This window comes from Fervidicoccus sp. (assembly GCF_049967375.1).
Taxonomy (GTDB): domain Archaea; phylum Thermoproteota; class Thermoprotei_A; order Sulfolobales; family Fervidicoccaceae; genus Fervidicoccus; species Fervidicoccus fontis.
Genome location: NZ_JBMFSV010000019.1, coordinates 1 through 21,662, shown reverse-complemented (window position 1 = coordinate 21,662; position 21,662 = coordinate 1). Strand labels below are relative to the sequence as shown.

Annotated in this window: 23 protein-coding genes, 2 tRNA genes and 1 rRNA gene; 17 read left to right on the top strand and 9 right to left on the bottom strand. The window is 37.8% G+C overall.

What is annotated here, in order from left to right:
- The 6 genes from ACP5SL_RS04545 to ACP5SL_RS04520 form a co-directional block, all read left to right on the top strand.
- A partial coding sequence (locus tag ACP5SL_RS04545) for an aminotransferase class I/II-fold pyridoxal phosphate-dependent enzyme (protein WP_428228239.1) occupies positions 1 to 755 on the top strand: 755 nt, incomplete at its 5' end.
- A 20-nt stretch (positions 756 to 775) separates the two neighbouring features.
- Positions 776 to 1,594, top strand: a complete 819-nt coding sequence (locus ACP5SL_RS04540; RefSeq protein ID WP_193803226.1) for a nicotinamide mononucleotide deamidase-related protein — start codon at positions 776 to 778, stop codon at positions 1,592 to 1,594.
- Positions 1,584 to 1,808, top strand: a complete 225-nt coding sequence (locus tag ACP5SL_RS04535; RefSeq protein ID WP_148683718.1) for a hypothetical protein — start codon at positions 1,584 to 1,586, stop codon at positions 1,806 to 1,808. The genes ACP5SL_RS04540 and ACP5SL_RS04535 overlap by 11 nt, the downstream gene beginning before the upstream one ends.
- A gap of 86 nt (positions 1,809 to 1,894) precedes the next feature.
- Entirely contained in the window at positions 1,895 to 2,293 is a 399-nt protein-coding gene (locus ACP5SL_RS04530) for a metal-sulfur cluster assembly factor (protein WP_014558275.1), read from the top strand.
- Positions 2,294 to 2,329: 36 nt separating this feature from the next.
- Positions 2,330 to 2,758 carry a Holliday junction resolvase Hjc gene (hjc, locus tag ACP5SL_RS04525; RefSeq protein ID WP_148683717.1) on the top strand — a complete coding sequence of 143 codons (429 nt, stop codon included), beginning with the start codon at positions 2,330 to 2,332 and terminating at the stop codon, positions 2,756 to 2,758.
- Between the two features lie 129 nt (positions 2,759 to 2,887).
- The gene (locus ACP5SL_RS04520) at positions 2,888 to 3,187 is read left to right on the top strand and encodes a winged helix-turn-helix domain-containing protein (RefSeq protein WP_428228238.1); all 300 of its coding nucleotides are present in this window, start codon (positions 2,888 to 2,890) and stop codon (positions 3,185 to 3,187) included.
- A 3-nt stretch (positions 3,188 to 3,190) separates the two neighbouring features.
- Here ACP5SL_RS04520 and ACP5SL_RS04515 read toward each other — a convergent pair whose 3' ends face one another.
- Positions 3,191 to 3,610 (bottom strand): hypothetical protein, encoded by a 420-nt coding sequence (locus tag ACP5SL_RS04515; protein ID WP_014558272.1) that lies wholly within the window; start codon positions 3,608 to 3,610, stop codon positions 3,191 to 3,193.
- 187 nt (positions 3,611 to 3,797) lie between these two features.
- Positions 3,798 to 4,685 (bottom strand): geranylgeranylglycerol-phosphate geranylgeranyltransferase, encoded by an 888-nt coding sequence (locus ACP5SL_RS04510; RefSeq protein ID WP_014558271.1) that lies wholly within the window; start codon positions 4,683 to 4,685, stop codon positions 3,798 to 3,800.
- 366 nt (positions 4,686 to 5,051) lie between these two features.
- On the opposite strand from ACP5SL_RS04510, the gene ACP5SL_RS04505 reads away from it, so the two are divergent.
- The 3 genes from ACP5SL_RS04505 to apgM all read left to right on the top strand — a co-directional run bounded on the left by ACP5SL_RS04505 (position 5,052) and on the right by apgM (position 9,584).
- Positions 5,052 to 6,629, top strand: coding sequence for a PINc/VapC family ATPase (locus tag ACP5SL_RS04505; protein ID WP_014558270.1), 1,578 nt, complete (start codon positions 5,052 to 5,054; stop codon positions 6,627 to 6,629).
- 111 nt (positions 6,630 to 6,740) lie between these two features.
- Complete coding sequence (locus tag ACP5SL_RS04500; RefSeq protein ID WP_193803221.1) at positions 6,741 to 8,288, top strand: NAD(P)H-hydrate dehydratase; 1,548 nt, start codon at positions 6,741 to 6,743, stop codon at positions 8,286 to 8,288.
- Positions 8,289 to 8,303: 15 nt separating this feature from the next.
- Positions 8,304 to 9,584 (top strand): 2,3-bisphosphoglycerate-independent phosphoglycerate mutase, encoded by a 1,281-nt coding sequence (apgM, locus tag ACP5SL_RS04495; protein WP_014558268.1) that lies wholly within the window; start codon positions 8,304 to 8,306, stop codon positions 9,582 to 9,584.
- Here apgM and ACP5SL_RS04490 read toward each other — a convergent pair whose 3' ends face one another.
- From ACP5SL_RS04490 to ACP5SL_RS04470, 5 genes are all read right to left on the bottom strand, one after another.
- The gene (locus ACP5SL_RS04490) at positions 9,585 to 10,091 is read right to left on the bottom strand and encodes an Rpp14/Pop5 family protein (protein ID WP_272985620.1); all 507 of its coding nucleotides are present in this window, start codon (positions 10,089 to 10,091) and stop codon (positions 9,585 to 9,587) included.
- 17 nt (positions 10,092 to 10,108) lie between these two features.
- Positions 10,109 to 10,723: an RNase P subunit p30 family protein gene (locus ACP5SL_RS04485; protein ID WP_014558266.1), complete on the bottom strand. Its 615-nt coding sequence runs from the start codon at positions 10,721 to 10,723 to the stop codon at positions 10,109 to 10,111.
- 33 nt (positions 10,724 to 10,756) lie between these two features.
- Positions 10,757 to 11,194 (bottom strand): RNA-binding domain-containing protein, encoded by a 438-nt coding sequence (locus ACP5SL_RS04480; protein WP_014558265.1) that lies wholly within the window; start codon positions 11,192 to 11,194, stop codon positions 10,757 to 10,759.
- A 104-nt stretch (positions 11,195 to 11,298) separates the two neighbouring features.
- Positions 11,299 to 11,976, bottom strand: a complete 678-nt coding sequence (locus ACP5SL_RS04475) for a 50S ribosomal protein L15e (protein WP_193803219.1) — start codon at positions 11,974 to 11,976, stop codon at positions 11,299 to 11,301.
- A 122-nt stretch (positions 11,977 to 12,098) separates the two neighbouring features.
- A tRNA-Ser gene (locus ACP5SL_RS04470) sits at positions 12,099 to 12,182 on the bottom strand.
- Positions 12,183 to 12,731: 549 nt separating this feature from the next.
- Here ACP5SL_RS04470 and ACP5SL_RS04465 point away from each other — a divergent pair.
- From ACP5SL_RS04465 to ACP5SL_RS04450, 4 genes are all read left to right on the top strand, one after another.
- Positions 12,732 to 14,171, top strand: a complete 1,440-nt coding sequence (locus ACP5SL_RS04465; protein ID WP_428228237.1) for an MFS transporter — start codon at positions 12,732 to 12,734, stop codon at positions 14,169 to 14,171.
- Between the two features lie 92 nt (positions 14,172 to 14,263).
- Complete coding sequence (locus ACP5SL_RS04460; protein ID WP_014558261.1) at positions 14,264 to 14,887, top strand: methyltransferase; 624 nt, start codon at positions 14,264 to 14,266, stop codon at positions 14,885 to 14,887.
- A gap of 42 nt (positions 14,888 to 14,929) precedes the next feature.
- On the top strand, positions 14,930 to 15,844 hold the full coding sequence (locus ACP5SL_RS04455; RefSeq protein WP_014558260.1) for a fumarylacetoacetate hydrolase family protein: 915 nt from the start codon (positions 14,930 to 14,932) through the stop codon (positions 15,842 to 15,844).
- Between the two features lie 19 nt (positions 15,845 to 15,863).
- Positions 15,864 to 16,607: a hypothetical protein gene (locus tag ACP5SL_RS04450; RefSeq protein WP_014558259.1), complete on the top strand. Its 744-nt coding sequence runs from the start codon at positions 15,864 to 15,866 to the stop codon at positions 16,605 to 16,607.
- Positions 16,608 to 16,980: 373 nt separating this feature from the next.
- Here ACP5SL_RS04450 and ACP5SL_RS04445 read toward each other — a convergent pair whose 3' ends face one another.
- Positions 16,981 to 17,709, bottom strand: a complete 729-nt coding sequence (locus ACP5SL_RS04445) for an HAD family hydrolase (RefSeq protein WP_014558258.1) — start codon at positions 17,707 to 17,709, stop codon at positions 16,981 to 16,983.
- Positions 17,687 to 18,355, bottom strand: coding sequence for a uracil phosphoribosyltransferase (gene upp / locus ACP5SL_RS04440; protein ID WP_428228236.1), 669 nt, complete (start codon positions 18,353 to 18,355; stop codon positions 17,687 to 17,689). The genes ACP5SL_RS04445 and upp overlap by 23 nt, the downstream gene beginning before the upstream one ends.
- 144 nt (positions 18,356 to 18,499) lie before the next feature.
- On the opposite strand from upp, the gene ACP5SL_RS04435 reads away from it, so the two are divergent.
- The 4 genes from ACP5SL_RS04435 to ACP5SL_RS04420 form a co-directional block, all read left to right on the top strand.
- A complete protein-coding gene (locus tag ACP5SL_RS04435) occupies positions 18,500 to 19,327 on the top strand; it encodes an SDR family oxidoreductase (protein ID WP_428228235.1) in 828 nt (275 codons plus the stop codon).
- 98 nt (positions 19,328 to 19,425) lie between these two features.
- A tRNA-Gly gene (locus tag ACP5SL_RS04430) sits at positions 19,426 to 19,501 on the top strand.
- A gap of 384 nt (positions 19,502 to 19,885) precedes the next feature.
- Positions 19,886 to 20,827: a polyamine aminopropyltransferase gene (gene speE, locus ACP5SL_RS04425; RefSeq protein WP_428228234.1), complete on the top strand. Its 942-nt coding sequence runs from the start codon at positions 19,886 to 19,888 to the stop codon at positions 20,825 to 20,827.
- Between the two features lie 417 nt (positions 20,828 to 21,244).
- Positions 21,245 to 21,662: ribosomal RNA gene (locus ACP5SL_RS04420) — 16S ribosomal RNA — on the top strand; the annotation flags it as partial.

Genomic DNA, 21,662 nt, shown 5'->3' with positions numbered 1-21,662 from the left:
AAGAGCTTGCTGATGCCGTAAAGGAAAGGGGAGCAAAAATAGTATATGATGCGGCTCACGTCTTTGGTCTGATAGTCGGGGGTGTTTGGAGGAATCCGCTAAGGGAAGGAGCGGATGTAATGACAGCGAGTACTCATAAAACTTTCCCAGGTCCGCAAGGAGGATTAATAGCTTTTAGTGATGAGGGGTTGTACAAGCAGGTTTCAAAGACGATCTTTCCATATTTCCTTAGCAACCACCATCTTCATAGGATACCAGCAACCTTAGTCACAACTTTAGAGATGATGAAGTACGGAGAGCAGTATGCTAAAGCTGTTGTTGAGAATGCTAAAAAATTTGCTGAAGCATTAGCAGAGGAAGGATTTAAAGTACTTGGAGAAAACCTGGGATATACGATGAGTCATCAGGTTGTAGTAGATGTTGCTAAACAAGGCGGAGGAGCTAAATGTGCAACGTTACTAGAAAGCGCTAACATCATTACTAATAAAAACTTATTACCATATGACCCTCCAGAAAATGTGCAGAATCCGAGCGGGTTGAGACTCGGTACACAAGAAATGACAAGGTATGGGATGGGAAAGCAGGAAATGTATGAAATAGCACATCTAATGAGAAGACTGCTGATAGATAACGAGGATCCGGAAAAAGTTAAAAAAGATGTAATAGAGCTTAGATCAGGCTTCCTTGAAGTAAAATATGGATTTACACTAGAAGACGCAGGAGATCTTAAAGACAAGATCTTAATTTTAAGGTGAAAGAGAAGGTAATGTATAATATGGAAAGATTTTTTTCCCCTCCTCAAAATGAAAATGTTTGGATTATCAATACTGGAACTGAACTTCTTAATGGAATAACTGTTAATACAAATGCATCTTGGCTGGCAAGAAAGCTTTCATTCTTAGGATTTAAAGTGAAACGGATTATTGTTGTGCCGGATGAATTTGAAGAATTCAGCAACGAGCTAAAAAGAGCATTGGAAAATAAAGCCGGGATAGTTATAACTACTGGTGGACTTGGTCCAACATATGATGACAACACGTTACTATTTATCTCGAAATCGTTAAAAATTCCGTACGAAGTTAATGAAGATGCCCTTAATATGGTAAAGAAAGTTTATGAAGCGATGTCTGAACCTTTAACAAAAGAGAGGGAGAAAATGGCTAAAATGCCAAAAGGATCAATCCCACTGAAAAATCCTGTCGGGACAGCACCTGGCATGATGCTTTATTATAGTGGCTCTTACATCATATCGCTTCCAGGCGTTCCTTCAGAAATGAAAGCAATCTTTGAAGAAGATCTCGAATCCGTCTTAAAGATGTGGAGCAAAAAGAAAGTTTCTGAAAACATTATTAAAGTGAGAGGAATAATGGAATCTGCCATTGCGCCGTTGATAGAGAAAGCTTCCAAAAAATATCTAAATGCCTACATAAAAACTCATCCTAAGGGAAAAGAAAGCAACGAGCCGTATATTGAAATCCAAATACTTGCTACTGGAAATACTGAAGAGGAAGCAAACAAATTAGCAAGCGAGATAACAAGTGATATTATAAATGAAATCGAAACAAAGTTCAGTGGAGGTAAAATTGAGCGATAGAAAAAAAAGAGAGAAGGAAATTTTCAAGCTTTTTTTCAGTTACCAGATCCCATTTTTTATTATAGGCATAGCTCTTATAATATTCTCAGTCTTTTTAAATGTTGAGACATCTTTAGGCATGTTCCTCTTCATAATAGGGGCAGTCATAATTGTTATTGCCCCTCCATTATCAATATACCTGGTAAAAAGGAAGATTTCAAAGGATAAGACTTAAAAAGAAGCATTAAATTCAAAAGACTGAACCATCTGTATGTAGAATTAATAAATTTGGAAAATTATACTTAATCTTGGTGTGAAACTATGAGTGAGGCTATTAATAAAAGCGAAATAAGAGAAAAAATAATAGAAGCACTGAAGGGAGTTTACGATCCAGAAATTCCAGTAAACATTTATGATCTAGGACTAATATATGAGATACAGGTCAATGACGATATGAGCGTTTATATAAGAATGGGGCTCACCACGCCTTTTTGCCCAATGGTATCATCGATTGTTTCAGTAGTAGAGGAAGAGGTAGAAAAGAAGCTAAGCTCTTTAGGTTTTAAGAAGGTGTACGTTGATATAGACATTTCTAAGCCTTGGTCTGCAAAAATGATAACAAAAGAAGGGAGGGAGCAGTTAAAGTCTATTTATGGCTATGACATCGTTGAGGAAATGATAAAAAGAGAAGAAGAAATGATGAGTAGCGAAAAAACCTAAAATATTTATGTAAAACTTTCATAATAAGTGAAAAAAATGGACATTGAAAAAAGAAAAAACAGAATAAGAGGATTCCAGAAAGAGAGAGATCTCGTGAGAAAGCTCTGGGAAATGGGATTTGCAACGATAAGAGCGCCAGCAAGTGGAGCAAAGGCAAAAAAAACCTATCAACCTGATATTATAGCTGCAAAAAATAACCGAATTTTCGTTATTGAGGTAAAGACCAGAAGAGCAACTGATACCGTATATGTCGATTCTTTTCAAGTAAGTAAGCTTAAGGAGTGGTCTAGCAGGGCTGGAAGCAATGCGAGATGCTTTATTGCAGTTTACTTTGATAGGAAAATAGGTTGGAAGTTTGTTCCACTAGAAAAAGCTGAAGTGACAAAGGATGGAAATATAAAAGTTACGAAGGACCTCGCCTCTAATTCACTAAGCTTAGATGATTTAAATAATTTAACAAAGTAAATTTATATAACATTTATTCTTTTATGGAAAAAAATTGACAAGAAAAAAAGGTTAAAAAGGCACCTATATATTATAAGGAATTTAGGAAAAGGTTGAAATAAAATAAAATTTTTACATGATGTGATAAAAATGGAACGTACAAACAAGCTTGGAAGTTTTGTTTATAGCAGACAGAGACGCAATGATTTAGAAATTGTGGTTTCAATTTTAGCGAATATCAAGGAAGATGGAACAAAACCCACTCATCTTTCTAATAAATCCATGCTTGACTACAAAGTAATGAAGAAATATTTAAGTTATCTAATACAGGAGGAATTAGTTAAACAATTGGATGGAAAAATTTACATTACCGAAAAGGGAAGAGAATTCCTCGAAGAATACAAGAGGTTAAGAAATCTAATACAATTTTCAACAAATAAAACGGTTTAAAAGTTATAGAGAGCTATACGCGAGGGCAGAAGATCCAAATACAGGATTTTGCTTTATTGACGATGGAATTTCAATTTGTAGATCTTTATTCTCTGAAATTGATTCGCTTAGCACCAAGTCAATAATTTCTTCTTCGCTTACTGTTCTGCTTTCTGAAAGTAGCTTTCCATTCAAAAAAACAGCGGGCGGGTTATAGTTATTGTTTAAATTTTCACTTGGTGCTATTAACTGAAGATTTATCATATCGACATCTATATCAATAAGATAATTCATAAAGAGCGTCTTTTTTGCTTTCAATACATTTTTTATAGTTTCACTACTTTCATAACTCCAGTCCAAAATTAACGTAATTTTAGGTTTGTATGCGTAAATCTTTGTTGAGTAACTGTCGCTCGGAACTTGTATTTGGCTTGCAGATAGCATTTTTTACTGAGACCCCGAATCATTTTTTCCCTTACTTTTATTATTAAATTTAAGTAAGGGTTAAAAGGAATCTTACAGTAAACCAAAGATAATTGTTTAAATTCTTTGTATTACAATTTGAGTCGAATAAAACTTGAGAAAATTAACTTGTGTTCTTAAAAGCAAAATTCATTTCAGCAAAAATAAGCTACACAAAACTAAGTGAAAACGCTATCAATCCCAAGAACATTGCAAATAGTATCCTCTTCTTTACCAATAAGGCGATTTCCTTATCGGCTTTATTCAAAATGGTGAGGACAGATGAGATAAGTATTCCATCTACAGCTAAGACTAAAATAAAATAAAGCAGGCCGGTCATTCTGGTTATTGTTGGGATAAAAGACAGAAAAACAGCTACCAAAATAAACCAAGATGCGACAATTGATGCCCTTTTGGCACCGTACTTAACAGCAATGGTTCTTATTCCTTTAACAGAATCTCCTGCTATATCTGCAATTCCTTTTATTATCTCTCTACCGGTATTAGTTAGGAAGACCATAGATGCGAATATCATTATCTTAAACGTAAAAGAGTTTATCATTACTGCACCATAAATTAAAGGGATGGTTACACTATAACTTACCATAAAGTTTCCGATGAGCCCTGTCTTTTTTCCCCAGAAATTATATAGAAGAGCTATACCGAATGTCAAAATTGCAATAGCAAATGTATAAAGACCTGTATACAAAGAGGAAATAATTCCTATTAAAGACAGAAGGATCCCATAAGAAAGCGCTTCCCTTTCTCCGATTCTTTTGCTTGGAATTGGTCTAGAAGGCTGATTTATAAGGTCTATCTCTCTATCATTGTAGTCATTGAAGACCATAGATGATGCTGTTAGAAAGAAGCCTGTTGCAAAGCCGGACAATATAGTCAAATAGTTTCTAAAATTTAAAAAGTACTCATGATTTGCTATAAGAACTCCGACCAAAACGGCTAAACCCATCATAAAGGAATTGGGAATTCTTATTATTTCTATGTATGCTTTTATTTTTTCTTTTCTATTTACCTTCGTATTTTTCACCTTTTCTATCATGAAGCATCGCCCCTTCAATGGGCAGGGTAGAGAGCCCTCATCTTTCAAGGCGGGGAGATGCGGGCTTATTGCATTTATAACATATAGCTGAAATTGTATTCTTGCAATACAATTTGTTTTCAAATTTATTCTTTTGACCTTACTCTATTTTAAAGAGTGAAAGTTTCAGTCGGCCGTAAATAACTGTTGCTTAATTAATTGATTATACATTTTGAATTTATTTATTTTAGTAAATTGGCTAATAAGCAAATATAAATACTCGCAAGAGAAATTTTATTACCTGAAGTATTATTAAGGCTTTTCTTATATAATTAGGAATAATTAAGAATTAGTGATACACCATAATTTAAGAGGGCTTAATAAAGCATGGAAAGCCGTTTCTTTGCAGAAAATAAAAAATTTCCAGATAATTTTGTCCCAGACCATTCTTCACTCATCGGAGGAATTGTAACGAAGCTAATATTATCAAATGAAATACCAGAGCTTTCTAAGATATACATACATAAAACACTAGTTTCTTTTATTGAGAAAGAGGCTTTTGAGGGGAAAGCCGTCGGATTAGCAGGAATAGAAGAACTCCAAAGAATAAGGGAGCTTGCAAAAGAAAGGAATATAGAAGTGGAAATTGTAGGAGATTCTCAAAGAGTTTTTTCTCAAGTAGATATATTGGAGCTTTCTAGAATTGTAAGAGAGCTTGCAATATCTACTGAAAGCGTCCTGATAACAAGCGACAAGATAGCATCACAGATTGCTCAAGCAACGGGAATAAAGACCCTCTACGTTCCAGCGTCAGCATCTAAAAGGCTTAAGCTTGAGGATTTCTTTGATAATGAAACGATGAGCGTGCACTTAATAGAGGATGTCCCGCCTATAGCAAAGAAGGGAAGACCGGGATCCTGGTCATTTGTCCAATTGTCTGATAAGCCCATAACTAGGGCTGAGATCCAGAGCATTTTTGATGAAATTGTGGAAACTGCAAAGTCGAGGGAGGATTCTTTCATAGAAATAGACAGATCTGGAAGCACAATAGTTCAGCTCGGAGCTTACAGGATAGTTATTGTTAGACCTCCTCTCGGTAGCAAATGGATGATAACTGCAGTAAAGCCGCTTGTAAAGCTCTCTCTTGAAGATTATATGTTGCCAGAAAAGCTTCTCGAGAGGTTTAAGAAGAGGGCTGAAGGTATTCTGATAGCAGGCGCCCCTGGAATGGGGAAGACAACTTTTGCGCAGGCTCTAGCAGAATTCTATCAAAAAGAAGGGAAAATTGTCACGACGATAGAATCGCCTAGAGACATGAGGCTGTCTCCTCAAATAGTTCAATACAGCAAGCACTTCGCCGAGAAGGACGAGATACATGACATCTTATTGTTAAGCAGACCTGACTACACATTTTTCGATGAATTGAGAGGAGATGATGACTTTAAGTTGTATGTCGATTTAAGGCTGGCTGGAATTGGAATGGTGGGAGTACTCCACGCAACGAGCCCGATTGACGCAATACAGAGGTTTATTAACAGAGTTGAGCTCGGCGTTATTCCTAGCATTATTGATACCGTCATATTCATAGATAGGGGACAGATATCAAAAGTATACGAGATAACTATAACTGTCAAGCTTCCTACAGGCTTAAAGGAAGTCGATCTCGCGAGGCCTGTAATTGAAGTAAAAGACTTTTTAACGAGCGAACTAGAGTATGAGATTTATACATTTGGAGAGCAGACGGTAGTTGTGCCCATTAAAAGAGGAAAGAAGGTAGGAGCAGGAGAAGAAAGAATAATTAGACAGATCGAAACACTTGTCCCTGGAGCAGAGGTAGAAATTTTGGGAAAAACTGCAACTGTAAAGCTTTCTGGAGAGAACTCTAGGCTTATAATGAAGAGAGCGAAGAGGCTCAAAAGGATTGCACAGAAAATGGGATATGACCTAAGGATAGAAACCGAGTAGCTCTTCATTTTGAAATTATAATTCATTCTATTTCTCTGTAGAACTTATAGAAATAACAATATATAATTTTGCTATCAAATAACATTTTGTTTAATAAGGAGGAAGATTATCTTGTTAGGAGATTGTTTAAGTTCTAAGAGAATACGAGCTATTGAAGAGAACATGACATATCTTGGCATTCCGACTCTCCTGCTTATGGAGAACGCTGGAAAATGTGTTGCAGAAGAATCTTATAAAGCATTAGAAACTTTAGGAAAGGAAAATGGCAAAGTAGTTGTTGTAGCTGGTAGGGGCGGAAATGCCGGAGACGGGTTTGTAGCGGCTAGGCATCTGAGAGCGATGGGAGTAAGCGTTGACGTCCTTCTTCTCTATCAGAAAGAGCTGATAAATCATAATGATGCGAGGACAAACCTTGATTATCTTTTAAAGGATTTTCAAATTAATATTTTTCATTGGGATGAAATCAGTCCTCATAGTTTTCTAAAAAACTACGATATAATAATCGATGCCATTTTAGGAACAGGAGTAAGGGGAGAGCTCAGATATCCAATTCCTCAAGCAATTGAGGCAATAAATAGCTCTGGGTCATATGTAGTAGCTGTAGATATACCAAGCGGAATAGATCCCGACACAGGAGATCTAGCTTCATATAGAGATGAGAAGATCGCTGTAAAAGCGAACACTACAGTGGTTATGCACTACAGAAAAAAAGGGCTGGAAAATAGAGGCGAGTTTGCAGGAAAGCAGGTAATTTGCGATGTGGGCATAACTCCTGCTGCTGAAAAGATAGTCGGACCTGGGGATGTGAGGAACTTTTTGAAGCTTAAGCCTAAGGATGCAAAAAAAGGAGATGGAGGTATTGTCACTGTGATTGGAGGTTCTAAAGAATATTACGGCGCCCCTACTTTGAGTGCTTTAGCAGTACTAAGAGCGGGCGCGGACCTGGTTTACCTTATAGTTCCTGAAAAAATAAAGCAAATTGTTTCATCATTTACCCCATCACTAATAGTTATAGGAACAGAAAATGACTACCACAGTCCTGAAGAGATTTCATCTATTGACAAGTATATTTCTCGCTCAGATTCTGTTGTAGTGGGTCCAGGGCTCGGCTTTAATGAAACTACCTGCAATTTTGTTTCAGAACTTATAGATCATTTAAAAAGTAAATATCCTGATGCTAAGGTTATAGTTGATGCAGATGCTCTTAAGTGCATTGCCAAGAATAAAAAAACCCTTAATGAAAACTTTGTTTTAACTCCACATAGGGGAGAGTTAGATCTTCTATTGAGGTCTTACGACATAACTGGAGATAATGATAGAGAAAAGAACTCATTGAATCTCTCAAATAAACTCGGCGGCGCAATTGTAGTCTCAAAGGGACCAATTGACTATATATGCAGTGCTAAATATGGATGCAGAGAGAAGAGGTGCGGAAACCCAGGAATGAGCATTGGAGGAACAGGAGATATACTCACTGGACTTATAGCGGCTTTTTATAAGAGAACAGGTTCTCTGTTTTATGCTTCCTGCATTGCGTCTTTTGTGAACAGCTTAGCTGGAGATTACCTGTTAAATAACTACAATGAGTTCTATACTTCAGAAGATGTTTTGAACTGCATTTCGACAGTACTGAGAGATCTTTTTAATAAGAAGAAATAGAAAGGATGATCAGGCTTGAAGCTAGTTTATCTTGTATTAGATGGAGCGGCAGGAGACCCAAATTTAGGAAAGACAGCATATATGATAGCAGATAAGCCGAATCTTGACAGTTTAGCTTACAAAAGCAAATGCGGGCTAATGTATGTAATAGGAAAAGGCATCGCTCCAGAGAGCGACGCTGCTGTTTTAGCTCTACTTGGATATGACCCAATTAATGAGCATCCTGGAAGAGGACCTATTGAAGCACTTGGTGTGGATATAGAATTAAAGGAGGAAAAAGAAGTTGCATTTAGGGGAAACTTTGCAACTGTAGATCCATTAACTAAAAAGATCATAGATAGGAGGGCAGGCAGAGGTATCAACAAAGAGGAAGCAAACGAGCTTGCCTCATTAATTGACGGAATTCAGCTTTTAAATGGAAAAGGCTATGCTAAAGTAAAAGCTACCGTAGGACACAGAGTAGTTGTAGTTTTAGGTCATAAAGAGAAGCAGTTGGGCGATGAGGTTTCCAATACAGATCCAGCGTATGAGAGAAGGGGAAAAGTCTCTGTTGCTTTGGAAAATTTTGATGCTACAATTAAACCGTGCATTCCGCTTAATCAGGATGAGAAGAATAGAATTACATGTGAACTTGTAAATGAGTTTACTGAAAGAGCAATAAAAATTCTCAGTTCATCAAAGGTAAATGAAAGCAGATTAAAAAATGGCATGCTTCCGGCCAACGCAATTTTGCTCAGGGATGCTGGAACTGGCAAGGCTAAGATGAAGGATATATCAGCGATGTATTCTAATCTGAAGTTTTCAGCGCTGACTGAAATGCCGGTTGAGAAAGGCATAGCAAAAGCTGCAGGAATGAAAATGATAGATGTATCAAGCATTTCTGGAGAGAGAAAGCATGTTTATGAACAGTGGGCTTTGAAAACTATTGAAGCTCTCTCCGTCTCCGATGTAGTATATGTCCACTTAAAAGGGCCGGACGAGCCTGGACATGAAGGAAACTTAAAATTAAAAACAAAAATCATAGAAGATATAGATAAGTACTACCTAGGATCCATTGTCAAATATTTGGAAAAAGAAGATATAGCAATTTTAGTGACCTCAGATCACGCTACACCTTGTGAAAAGAAAGCTCATAGCGATTCTCCTGTTCCGTTCCTGCTTTATAGTAAAAACTTTAGCGATGGAGACCGAATTAAGAGATTTGATGAAGTAGAATGCAAGAGTGGAAGCTTTGGGCTTATAAGCGAGGGAAAGAACTTATTAAAGACCGTCTTATCATTCCTAAAAATGCTATAGCTATAATTTATTCAAAAACTTCTTGGCTTTTTTAACTGTTCCGCATACTTTTACAGGTACAATCATAAAATCTTTTTTTGCATATCTTCTAGCAAATGGAAATATTGCAATTATGTTGTCCGCATATTCTCTATATACTCTGACTATTCCTTTTTTTATATCTGAATAATAGACGATGAAGTGATAGCCTGATTTCGATATAAATGGCTCCCCGTAAATTTTACCGAGTGCTGTAAGAATTGAATCTGCAACCTCGCTATAATCAATGTCCGCGTCCGATGTTATAGAAAAAACTATGTATCTTTTTTTCCTTTTAACTTTTGCTTCTTTTTTTACCATTTCTTCTTTATTCCAATTTTCCAAAGAAGAAATTAAACTGAATTTTTTATTTAAGGTTGTGAGTCCCCTTTCGATCTTTTTAAATCTAATATAAATAATGAAGATGCCTAAAGACAATAATAATATTGCAACCGCTTCTGCAATAGCTAGATACTCAAATGAACCCATTATTACCTCCTCTAACTCTAAGCTAAATTCTTTATCCTCATATCTAAAACTATCGATTTAGCAACCCTTTCAGTAATTCCAAACGTTTTTAACAAATGAAAAACGCTTCTAGGATGCCAAAGCTCACTATATTTTTCAGCTCCGCTATAAAATGCGATCTTAATATCATATTTTAATGCATACTTTATAAGGAATTCAGCGAATGGAATGAGCTCAAGTTTCCTTACAATTTCTCCCAAGTTAATACCAATGGATGTTTTTCCTTGCTTCATAAGGTCTGCTTGGTTTTTGTCCATAACCCTATGCAGTTTTGGAGAAATTTCAATTATGTCTACCGATTTATTTTTACTGAAGAATCTCAATGCGCTTGCACCCTTTGCAACTCCTATGGTTATAGAAACTTTTTTTCCGGCAGCATGCAACTTATTTTTTGCCTCCCTTTCATCAAATGCCTCGACTCGTCTTGATGTCAATACCTTTAATTGCTCTGAGGCTAAGCTAGAAATTTTAGTGCTGTATTTTTCATCTATTCCAATAAGACTATAATTTAGGCTTTGAGCAACCTTCACAATTTTTTTAAGCTCTTCCTCGTCTTTTGGAAAAATATAGTAGTCCGCAAAGAGAGCCTTCAACTTGTCTTCACACCTTCGAATAATACGACAATTTCACTGTTCTTCTATAGATATCCCTGCCCTTTCAAATATTTCTTTAATCGATCCTTTTTTACTCTCTTTTATTACTATTTTCACTACATCATCAGAGTTTGAAATTATGAATTTGTTTTCAAGAAGCTTAAATTTATCAAGCCTTAGGTGAAAGGAATTGTCAGAAAACCTATTATAGAAAGTATTTTTAATTTCAAAAACAGAACATTTGTCAAATGACCTTATTATAAACTCTGCAGCTTTTTCGGCATCTTCCTTTTCAAGAACAACCTTATAAAAAATGATCGTATCGCCATAATGACCCTTTGAACTTACTGCCACCGGCTTGACTTTTTCTCTTAAATCTTCAGGTAGGGCATTTAAAAGGGATCTCAAAACTCGATCCTCTTCCTCAGTCATATGCTGTATTACTCTCAACTCTATTTGCTTTATGCTCATATCAATTTCACTACTTTATTAAAAATATATCAAGAAAGCTATATATTATATATTAATTGTTACTTCTAGATAAAAGTAAATGAAATATTCTTCAAATTATCAAGCTACTTTATGTCTCCTTTGTGAACTTTTTCGAGAATTTCTGCTGGAGCTATAAGCCTTGCGCCTCTACTAGCTTCATGTCTCCTCTTTTGCTCTCTTTCTTTTTGTTTTTTCTTAAACTTGTAATTCATCGTTCCTCTCAAACCTCTGCTAGCTTTAAGCCCTCTCATTTTCTTTCCTGCCGAAGTCAGCCCTCTGAATACTCTCCCTCTATTCTGAGGCTCTGCTATCCACTTTAATTCCGGATCGCTTAAGATTGCAGGATGATGTGGATCGACCATTATTACCTCGTACCATTCATGCACACCATCCTCTCCGACATAGTAACTGTTCAAGACCTCAAGGTTAGGATATTTCCTTGCAGCTCTCTCTTCAGCAATCAATCTGATGCTTTTCGCCGGTGCATAGCCGTAAACGCCCATCCTCTTTGGTCTTCTTCCTTTATTTGGCCTCTGCCTTCTCTGTCCTCCTTTCCTTACTCTGACTCTTACTACAATTATACCCTGTTTTGCTTTATATCCAAGCATTCTTGCCTTATTCAGTCTTGTAGGCTTATTTATCCTCACAACAGCGGGCTCTCTTCTCCATCTTATCATTCTAGCCCTCATTAGTTGCAAGTGGTCTCCAGAATACGGCCTCTTCCAAACTCTTGCCATGTAATAGTACATTGACTTGCTCATTTCTATGCACACCATTCCTGAAAACAGCACTTGATGTTCTTTTTTGAATAATAAGTTAATAACCGTTTTTGTCTGATTTAATATAAAAGAGACGAGCTTTCAGCACTAATCGTTTATGAAAGCGCCGGGGGCGGGATTTGAACCCGCGCGGGGTTTCCCCCACCGGCTTAGCAGGCCGGCGCCCTACCAGGCTGGGCGACCCCGGCAAAAGCTTATTATTTTTTCAGTAATCGAAAATTTATAAGCTTTTCCAAACACTTCAGCAAACCTGCTTTAGACTTGCTTTTTTACATTCATTGAGTTCTACATCTATTCGAGAATATATTTTTGACTTCCAGATAGCAGCGAACTGAACTCCTCCCGCAATTAATAGTGAGAGTTTCAGTTGTAAAAGCTTCTCCCTTAATATTTTTCTTAGTAAATAAAGATACATATAGGCCTACATTTGATTTCACAAAATTTATGATGTTATATACGGCTGAATAGCAGGGGTTCAGGTCTCATATAAGTTCATAGATCAATATCATCCCATCATTTCTATTCCCCTGCATCCCTTCTTGGTTCTGCATGTGGCTTTGGAGCTTTCACGCGCACAGTATTTGAGGAGCATGTTTTCTATCTCAAATCAGAAATAAAAAAGTTTTTAGATAACTACTAAGCAAGAAAATTATACCTTTAGATTATATTATTAAAACTTTAAAAGAGCTTTTTGCTTTTATTTCTAATTTATGGTTTTTTATCGTACGGTGATTAATGTGAAGACTAGCGACAATAGAAGAATTCTCGAAGTTCTCTCAGTAACTACATTAGCAAGCTTTATTGCAGGATTCAATGCGAGGCTTGCAGTAGTAGGTCTCCCTACGATAGCTGGGGAAATAGGGGCAGACGTTTGGAGCATGATATGGATTATACAGGGATTTATGTTAGGCTCAACAATATTCCAGCTCATAATAGGAAGGCTAACAGACTTATACGGAAGGGTAAGGCTCTTCACAATAGGTATAGGAATCTTTACAATTGGAGCTCTACTTTCCGGATTGAGCAGTAATCCAGCCTTTCTTATAATCTCGAGGACGGTACAGGGCATTGGAGGAGCCTTTCTAATGAGCATCTCCATTACAATTCTCACAGACAATGTTCCGCCTTCTAGGCTTGGCACATGGCTTGGAGTAAACCAAGTTGCATGGAGGATTGGTGCATTACTGGGCTTAACGTTGAGCGGATTTATAATAGATCTTCTTAGCTGGCATTGGATATTTCTAATACAAGTTCCTATAGGAGTAATAGTACTCTTTTGGACTCGAATAAGGCTCAAAGAAGTCTATAAGCCAAAAGAAAACATTTTTATTGACATAAAAGGCTTCACTTTCTTTACACTATCATTAACACTTTCCCTTATAGGACTAACTATGGTTGGCTATGGCTATAGGGACTATTCATATATATTGCTTGCATTATCTGTTGCATTTCTCGCAATATTTGTTTATTCGGAGCTAAAGACAACTCATCCTGCCTTGGATTTGCGTCTTTTTAAAATATGGCAGTTTTCAGGCGGTATAATTTCACAGCTACTCTACTCTATAGGCTTTGGAGCGTCGTTGACATTGCTAGCAATATATATGCAGAGCGTTCTAGGGTATTCACCGAGCGAAACAGGAATACTTTTAGTCCCATACGAGGCAAGCTATTTGGTTTTCGGTATTATAGGTGGAAGACTTTCCGATATCCTTGGATTCGCACCGGTTAACGTTGCCGGTTTAGCAGTGGGTTCTATATCTCTTTTTTTACTTTCGTTAGCAGGATCCATACCAATGATAATATTTGCGGAAGTTATACTCGGTGTAGGTACAGGTTTGTTTGTCTCCCCAAATACGAGTTCAATTATGACTTCAGTCCCTCCGGACAGAAGAGGGGTCGCATCTTCAATTAGGACAGTATCGTTTAATGTAGGCTTTGCAATTAGCTTGAACATAGCAATTCTCACTATGACTCAAAAAATTCCTTATACACTAGCATCTCATCTGATAGTTTTGGGTGGCATACTTCCCAGCGATAGCTCGCTTACAATTGAGCTAACCGAGCTTGGAGAAGCGATCAAACATTCATTTCTGGTGCAGGCTCTTATTATGGCTCTAGCAATTCCATTCAGCATAAGCAGAATGAAAAAAGTTGAAATGAACAAAAAAAGTAATTAAATAATAAGCAATCAAAAATTGAAGGCGAAAGAAAAGGTGGTAAACTTATAATTGGAAAAATTTTTTCTGAAAGTTCAAGGTATACTCTTAGATTGACTCATGTCCTTTTAAGCAGAATAACCAAGCTCTTCAAATACAAAGGGCTATATGTTTACATCCCAGAAGGCGTTTTTAATCCAACTTTCACATTATCTACAAGCCTCATAATAGATTATCTTAACGAATTTAAACCTAAAGGAAAAGTCCTAGAAATTGGGTGTGGAACTGGAGCCATTTCCATATATATTGCAAAGAAATTTGGTCTCAAAAGTTATTGCACAGATATAAGCGAAGTAGCGCTTGCTACTGCAAAAATAAATTCAAAAATTAATGGCGTAGAGAAAAATATTGAGGTTTTGAAAACGGAGAAACTTAGGTATGTTGCTAGTTTTGATTTAGTAATAACAAATCCTCCCTACCTTCCTCTTGAACCTATAGACTCTTTAGACTTAAATTGGTGCGGCGGCAGAGATTTAAATTTACTAAAAGAGGCAATATTGTTGGGAAGAAAAGCTCTCAGAAAAAAGGGAGAGATGATAATAACGTTATCCTCACTAACTGATTTGACTCTTTTAGATGATTTTCTTAAGAAACAAGGATTTTTTATGGTAGGAATAAAAAGAAGAGTTTCTCCTTTTGATTTAGTTTTCCTTTATCATCTTAAACTTCAAATTTAAATAAATATGCCTCTTATTAGTATTTAAAAGACGGTGATCTGTTTGAAGCTCTTAACTTTTTCAATTAAAGGAGAGAAGAAAGTTGGCCTTCTTACTGAGAAGGGAGTATTAGATCTTCCTCAGGCATTTAAGAAAGTGTATAAAAGCAACTATGCTCCCGACTTTTTTTACTCAATGAAGAAGCTAATACTTATGGAAAAAGAAGCCAAAAAGCTCATAGAAGAAATAGAAGCAAAGAGTTTAGATTTAGATCTTGAGGGTAATATATATCTCAAAAAAGGAGAGTTCAAATGGGAACCTCCAGTTCTAGATAGTGAAAAATTCTTGTGTGTAGCAGTAAATTACAAGCAGCATGGTCAGGAGAGCGGGCTAAAACCTCCTTCTCGACCCTATTTCTTTCCGAAGTTTCCAACTTCGCTAGTAGGGCATGAGGATAATATTCTTAAGCCAAAAGTTTCAGAGAAGGTTGATTGGGAAGTTGAGCTTGGAGTTGTTATCGGAAAAGCTGGAAAATATATTAAGAAAGACGACGCCGATGAGCACATTTTTGGATATACAATAGTAAATGACATTACGATGAGAGATTGGCAGTTTCCGCCACTAGGCTCTCTCGGGCTGGACTGGATCGGCGGAAAGACCATGGATCTATCTACACCTGTCGGTCCATACATAGTTACAAAAGATGAAATAGATAATCCAAACAATTTGAAGCTATACCTGAGGGTCAATGGATCTATTGAACAAAACGGTAGCACAAATGACCTAATTTTCAATGTAGAAGAGCTAATAGAATGGTCCTCTAAAGGAATTACGCTTAGACCTGGAGATATAATTTCTACTGGCACACCTTCTGGTGTTGGACACAGCAAGAATAAGTACCTTAAAGGAGGAGATGAAGTCGAGGCAGAAGTTGAGAAAATAGGCATTCTCAGAAACTTCGTTGTTGAAGAGCTGTAATGGATTTTACGGTGTAAACATGGACAATATTTTAATAAGCGAAGCAGTTTATTTTTTGAAGAAAATTTGGAATTACCAAAGTGAGCTTGCAAATTGTTTCTCTCTTGTATGGATCAAGAAAGATAACCAAAGGGATTTAGGCTATATTCATTTTTGCAAGCAAATCTATGGTAAGGATCTTTTTTCAAAAATATATGAATGGCTAAGGCAAAATTTAAGCAACTTAGCTATGGAAGGATATGACATATATTACCAAGTTCTTCCTTTATGGAGAAAGCCAGAAAAGGGAAGAGGCACAAAAAATGAAGTGAAGATTTCTAAGTGGCTTTGGTGCGATCTTGATTTTAAAGAGGAGGTGCTTGATGTCGAATTAGATGACAATCTTAAAGAAAAGCTGAAATTCAAGGATTATTATTGCGAGGAAAAGGATAACTATGGTCTTTTCTGCACATATAGAAAAAACAAATATTCTTGGTACGTTGTTAAAAGACCTGCTCTTGCAGAAATACTTGAAAAAGCTGCTAAATCGTTTAGATTGCCGGATATTGTTGTTGATTCCGGCAACGGTTATCATCTTTATTTTGAGTTAAACAAAGAAGAGAGTGCACTAAAGATATTAAGTCTAGAAGAAAACGTCGTTGAACTACTTGGAGGGGATGAAAAGAGTAAAGACCTAGCTAGAATTTTAAGGCTTCCTGGTACAGTAAATCAAAAGAACAAAAGGATTTCTAAAGTAATATATAGGAAAAATAACCTCATCTAACTTCCATTTCGTGCTTTTATCAAAACTTTTCAGCGCTATGCTTTAATTATCGCTTTTTGTCTTTTCCTAAGCTGATTAGTCCCTTGTCGAAAACCTCATTCGTCCCCCCCTCCCCCCACATAGCGAGGGATGGAGTAGTCAAGTCAAACATTGAAGTAGTTCTGTCTTTGCACTCATATACAACGCTTCCTTATAAATAAAAGAAAATAATGCCTTGTAATTTTTCCTGTATTATTTAAAAACTCAAATTAAAAATCGATTGCAATTTAGATTTTTATCAAATATAATACCCTTACAATTCAATAAGTATATACCTCATAACAAAAAGTGAACTCAAAAGAATTTAACATCTTTAATATCATTTATATCGCAATCATCTAGCAAATTTTTTTGCTAAAAACGAGCTAAGCTCTCCTTCGTTCACTGTGTAGGTAGTTGGAGGATTTAGATGAGAGTTATAGCTATTCCTTACAAAAACTGATATGCTTGCATTTTTCAAGCTCTCAAGGTCGCTTTCTGAATCTCCAAAGTATGCAAACCTCTCTATATTTAAGATCGCATTCGCAATTTTCAGACCTTCCATTTTTCCCGCCTTGTCAACATATACCTCAACAAATGGTCTCTGGTACCATTCTATTACCAGCTCTCCTCTTATTGCCTCTCTTATAATTTCATCAATGCAGTTTGGCTTTTCTCCGCACCTCCTCCAACTGATCCCCAGACCTATCAGCTTTCCGTCCAAAGACATCTTTTCCTCGACCTTTAAGCACTCTTCGTCAGCCATCTTTTTAAGTTCTTCAAGCTTTTTAGTCCTTTCGATTTGAAGTACACCCTTTTTATGTACAACCACATCTCCTATTATAGCTTCTAACCCATTTGAGCAAACGAAGGCATCGAAAAAACCTATTTTCTCCATAAGAAATCTGCAGTCCCTAGTCGAGGCAACTATCAATTTATACATATTCTTTAGCAGATTGAGAATATCCAAAAGCTCTCTTGAAACTCCAGCCTCAGAACCTATAGGGCTTAAAGTCCCATCGTAATCAAATACTAACGCCTCAACCTCTTCTCTATCCATATCAATCACCGAAAGCTCTGTCACCCGCGTCTCCTAGCCCAGGAACAATGTATCCCCTGCTGTTTATCTCCGGGTCGATTGAAGCTATGTATACGCTCACATCTACTCCTGAATTCCTTTCTATCTCCCTAGTTTTTTCTATTGCAACTTTCGTAGCTATAGCTCCAACGATGATTATTTTCTTTGGCCTAGCTCTCTCCAATACGATATTTGTCACTTTGCTAATGGTAGATCCTGTTGCAAGCATTGGATCGGAAATAATTACTATGTTTTCTCCAGATATTTTTGGCAATCTTATATAATTAACTTCTATCTCAAAATTTTTTCCCGAGCCCATCCCCAATTCATCCATCCTTCGTGCTGATACTACTCCCTGCTTCGCATTGTAGAATATCTTTATAAGTCCTTCAGTGAGAGGGGTTCCTGCCCTAAGGACAGTAATTATTATGACTTTATCCATATCCCTGAACTTCAATCCTTTAGCCTTAGCTCCGAGAGGAGTTTCAACTTCTACTTCTTCCTTCTCCATCTCCCTTGTTATCTCTATTCCTAAAGCTCTCCCAAGCTTTACCAGAGATTTTCTGAATTCTATTTGACTGGTATTTTTGTCCCTAAGAGTCGTCAAAACTGCTTGCACGTACGGATGATCTATGACGTTGACTTTGAACATCGTGAATTCACTCCTTTATTTTCTCTCTCAAAAATTGCTTAAAAATTAAACTGTTTTCCTACAACTATTGAGCTTTTAAAAAGCTTATTTATATTTTTGTGCGAATTATTAAGATTTTTATATTTTTGAAGTGAAGATATTATAATGGGGATTATTGTAATGACAAAAGTATACGTAATTACGGGGGGAGGGGGAGGTATAGGAAAGGCAACTGCAAAGCTTTTAGCGAAAAAGGGGAGCCTGCTACTTGCTGATATTGTGCCTGAGGCTTTAAAAAAGGTCGAGTCTGAGCTTAAAGGCGAAGTAAACGGAAGCATTGAAACTATGGTCACCGATGTAAGCAATGAGAGAGATGTCAAAGAGCTCGCAAAAAAAGCTTCGGAGCTCGGCGACCTTGGGGCAATTGTTCACACTGCAGGGATCTCACCTACAATGGCAGACGCTAAAAGAATCTTTGATGTGAATCTTGTAGGAACTGCATATGTTTTGAAACATTTTCACAATATAGCTACTAGCGGTAGCGTAGGAGTTATGATAGCATCAATGTCCGCATACATGGTACCCAGGGATACTAACGTTTCCAATCTACTCAAGGATCCTTTATCTCAGGGTTTTTCTGAAAAGCTCTCTGTGATTGCAAAAAGCGATCCAGGCATGGCTTACAGCCTTTCTAAGCTTGGCGTAATTCTTTTAGTTGAAGATCAGGCTGAAGCATGGGCTAAAAAAGGAGCTAGGCTCGTCTCAATCTCTCCTGGAATAATTGATACTACAATGGGCAGGAGGGAGCTGGAAATGCAACCTGCAATGAGGCAGCTTCTTCAAATGACACCCCTCTCTAGGATGGGCAGACCTGAAGAAATAGCAAACGTGATAGAATTCCTCGTTAGCGAGAAGAGCTCATACATAAATGGAACCGACATACTGGTTGATGGCAGTGTTATTTCAAGCCTGAAAAAGGCCTTTCTAAAATGACTGTACTTTTAAAAATCTTGGATTAGCTTTATTCATTTAATTTATTTTAAGTTTAGAGTGAAACTTTTAAAGGGGATTAAAGAAAAAAGAAAAGTAGAGCGGCGGTCGTCTAGCCTGGATCAGGACGCCGGCCTGCCACGTCGGAAATCCCGGGTTCAAATCCCGGCCGCCGCATTTTTTTGAGTTTTCAGTTGAGTTTTAATATATAAACTGATTTCAGTTGCAAACAATTAGATGACTCAAGCGTCTATCCACATTCGAGATCTTCATAGAGCAATTAGTTACCATTATCTATCTTTGAAATTGAACATAAATTCGAGAAATGAAAAATAGGTGATTGCCCCTAAAACGAGGTTCTCTCTTTAACATTAACAATAGCTGTTGCGACTTAACATCAACCGTTTATATACCAATCATTCTCACTTGCCTTAATTTTTTAAAAGCTTTCTAGTTTATATGCTTAAAATTAAAAATGGTTTATAAAGCATAAAAGCATTAACTAGAAGCGAAGATAATTTAATATTTTATAAAACATGATAACATTATGGGTGGTTAAATATGGGTATGAAAAAGCTTACTCCCTGGACAAGTTGGTATGTAGAATGGATAGATGATGGCGATGCTTCTTTCAAAGCAGCTAATCAGCTATATGCTATGGAAAAGACGCCGTATCAAGAGGTTTTTGTAGTAAATCTATTGACCCTTGGAAAGGCTTTAATCATTGACGGAAAGGTACAGTCGACGCTTTTTGACGAGTTTGTATATCATGAGTCATTGGTTCACCCTCCATTGCTGGCTCACGGAAACCCTGAAAGAGTTTTAATTTTGGGGGGAGGAGAAGGAGCAACGCTCAGAGAGGTATTAAGGTATAAAACCGTTAAAAAAGCAGTCATGGTCGACATCGATGAGAAGGTGGTGGAATTTTCTAAGAAATATCTGCAGGAGTGGCATCACAACTCCTTCTTTGATAAAAGGGCGGAGGTTGTAATAGAAGACGGCAGGAAGTATCTGGAAAATGCCGGAAAAAGCGATGAAAAGTTCGATGCAATAGTGATTGATTTAGTTGACCCTCTGGCAGGAAGCCCTGCAGTAAAGCTTTATACGCGCGAGTTCTATCAGCTGGTCAAGGGAGCGCTCAAAGAAGGTGGCGTTATGGTAACGCAAGCAACCAGTCCTGTACTCTACCAGGAGATGTTTGCCACGATACATTCAACAATAAAGAGCGTCTTCAAAATCGCAAGACCCTATGCGGTCTACATGAGGAGCTATAACGGGCTCTGGGGCTTTGTCTTCGGATCAGAAGAGAAAGACCCTCTGCAGCTCAATGAAAGTGAGGTGGAAAGGAGAATAAGGGAGCTTTTAGTGAATCCAGAAGAGCTGAGATATTATGACGGGGATGCCCATATAGGCATGTTCAAAATTCCTAAGAACTTAAAACAGGCGCTGAAAAAATACACTGATATCTCAACAGACGAGAAACCAAAATACCTAGAAATTTAAAATGGAAAATTGGGGATTTATAATCTGAAAACCTCAAAATTGCGGCAAAATCTATATAAAACCTTTTTAACACTAATATTATTTGATGTCTCCGGGAGCTCAGGGCTTCAAGCCCGCGGCCAATCGCCCGGCGGCGCACGCGGACACGGAGCAAAAGCTCCGAGAATGAAATCGCTGCCTCCGGTTGCGGGTATATTTCTCCCTGAGCGTAGACCGGGGAGACAAAAATATAAAAACCTATTTTGAAGAAATTATTTTGCTACACTTATAATGACGGCCTGAGGATACCATGGAGGGAGGGCTCTTTCCCTCATGGAGAACTCGGGTCTGAGATAGGTCATATCATTCCCCGATATGCAAGGTTCGGGAGCAACGCACCAATCTCCTTGTGCGTATGCCCTCCGACCTTGCGGCCGAACTCCGGTTGATCCTGCCGGACCCGACTGCTATCGGGGTGGCACTAAGCCATGGGAGTCGCACATCCCACCGCTGTGGGGTGTGGCGCACGGCTGAGTAACACGTGGCTAACCTACCCTCGGGATGGGGATAACTCCGGGAAACTGGAGCTAATACCCAATAAGCGGGGAGGCCTGGAACGGTTCTCCGCCTAAATGGATGGAAGGGGGTTAACGCCTTCTATCCGCCCGAGGATGGGGCTGCGTCCCATCAGGCTGTTGGCGGGGTAATGGCCCGCCAAACCTATAACGGGTAGGGGCCGTGAGAGCGGGAGCCCCCAGATGGGCACTGAGACAAGGGCCCAGGCCCTACGGGGCGCACCAGGCGGGAAACCTCCGCAATGCGGTAACCCGTGACGGGGTCACCCCGAGTGCTCTCC

Bases quoted from the DNA above. Each gene is read 5' to 3' on its own strand.
- ACP5SL_RS04505 (WP_014558270.1), top strand. From the start codon at position 5,052: ATGGAAAGCCGTTTCTTTGCAGAAAATAAAAAATTTCCAGATAATTTT.
- hjc (WP_148683717.1), top strand. From the start codon at position 2,330: ATGGACATTGAAAAAAGAAAAAACAGAATAAGAGGATTCCAGAAAGAG.
- upp (WP_428228236.1), bottom strand. From the start codon at position 18,355: ATGTTCAAAGTCAACGTCATAGATCATCCGTACGTGCAAGCAGTTTTG.
- ACP5SL_RS04475 (WP_193803219.1), bottom strand. From the start codon at position 11,976: ATGAGCAAGTCAATGTACTATTACATGGCAAGAGTTTGGAAGAGGCCG.
- speE (WP_428228234.1), top strand. From the start codon at position 19,886: ATGGGTATGAAAAAGCTTACTCCCTGGACAAGTTGGTATGTAGAATGG.
- ACP5SL_RS04450 (WP_014558259.1), top strand. From the start codon at position 15,864: ATGGACAATATTTTAATAAGCGAAGCAGTTTATTTTTTGAAGAAAATT.
- ACP5SL_RS04530 (WP_014558275.1), top strand. From the start codon at position 1,895: ATGAGTGAGGCTATTAATAAAAGCGAAATAAGAGAAAAAATAATAGAA.
- ACP5SL_RS04490 (WP_272985620.1), bottom strand. From the start codon at position 10,091: ATGGGTTCATTTGAGTATCTAGCTATTGCAGAAGCGGTTGCAATATTA.
- ACP5SL_RS04515 (WP_014558272.1), bottom strand. From the start codon at position 3,610: ATGCTATCTGCAAGCCAAATACAAGTTCCGAGCGACAGTTACTCAACA.
- ACP5SL_RS04520 (WP_428228238.1), top strand. From the start codon at position 2,888: ATGGAACGTACAAACAAGCTTGGAAGTTTTGTTTATAGCAGACAGAGA.
- ACP5SL_RS04540 (WP_193803226.1), top strand. From the start codon at position 776: ATGGAAAGATTTTTTTCCCCTCCTCAAAATGAAAATGTTTGGATTATC.
- ACP5SL_RS04510 (WP_014558271.1), bottom strand. From the start codon at position 4,685: ATGATAGAAAAGGTGAAAAATACGAAGGTAAATAGAAAAGAAAAAATA.
- ACP5SL_RS04480 (WP_014558265.1), bottom strand. From the start codon at position 11,194: ATGAGCATAAAGCAAATAGAGTTGAGAGTAATACAGCATATGACTGAG.
- ACP5SL_RS04435 (WP_428228235.1), top strand. From the start codon at position 18,500: ATGGGGATTATTGTAATGACAAAAGTATACGTAATTACGGGGGGAGGG.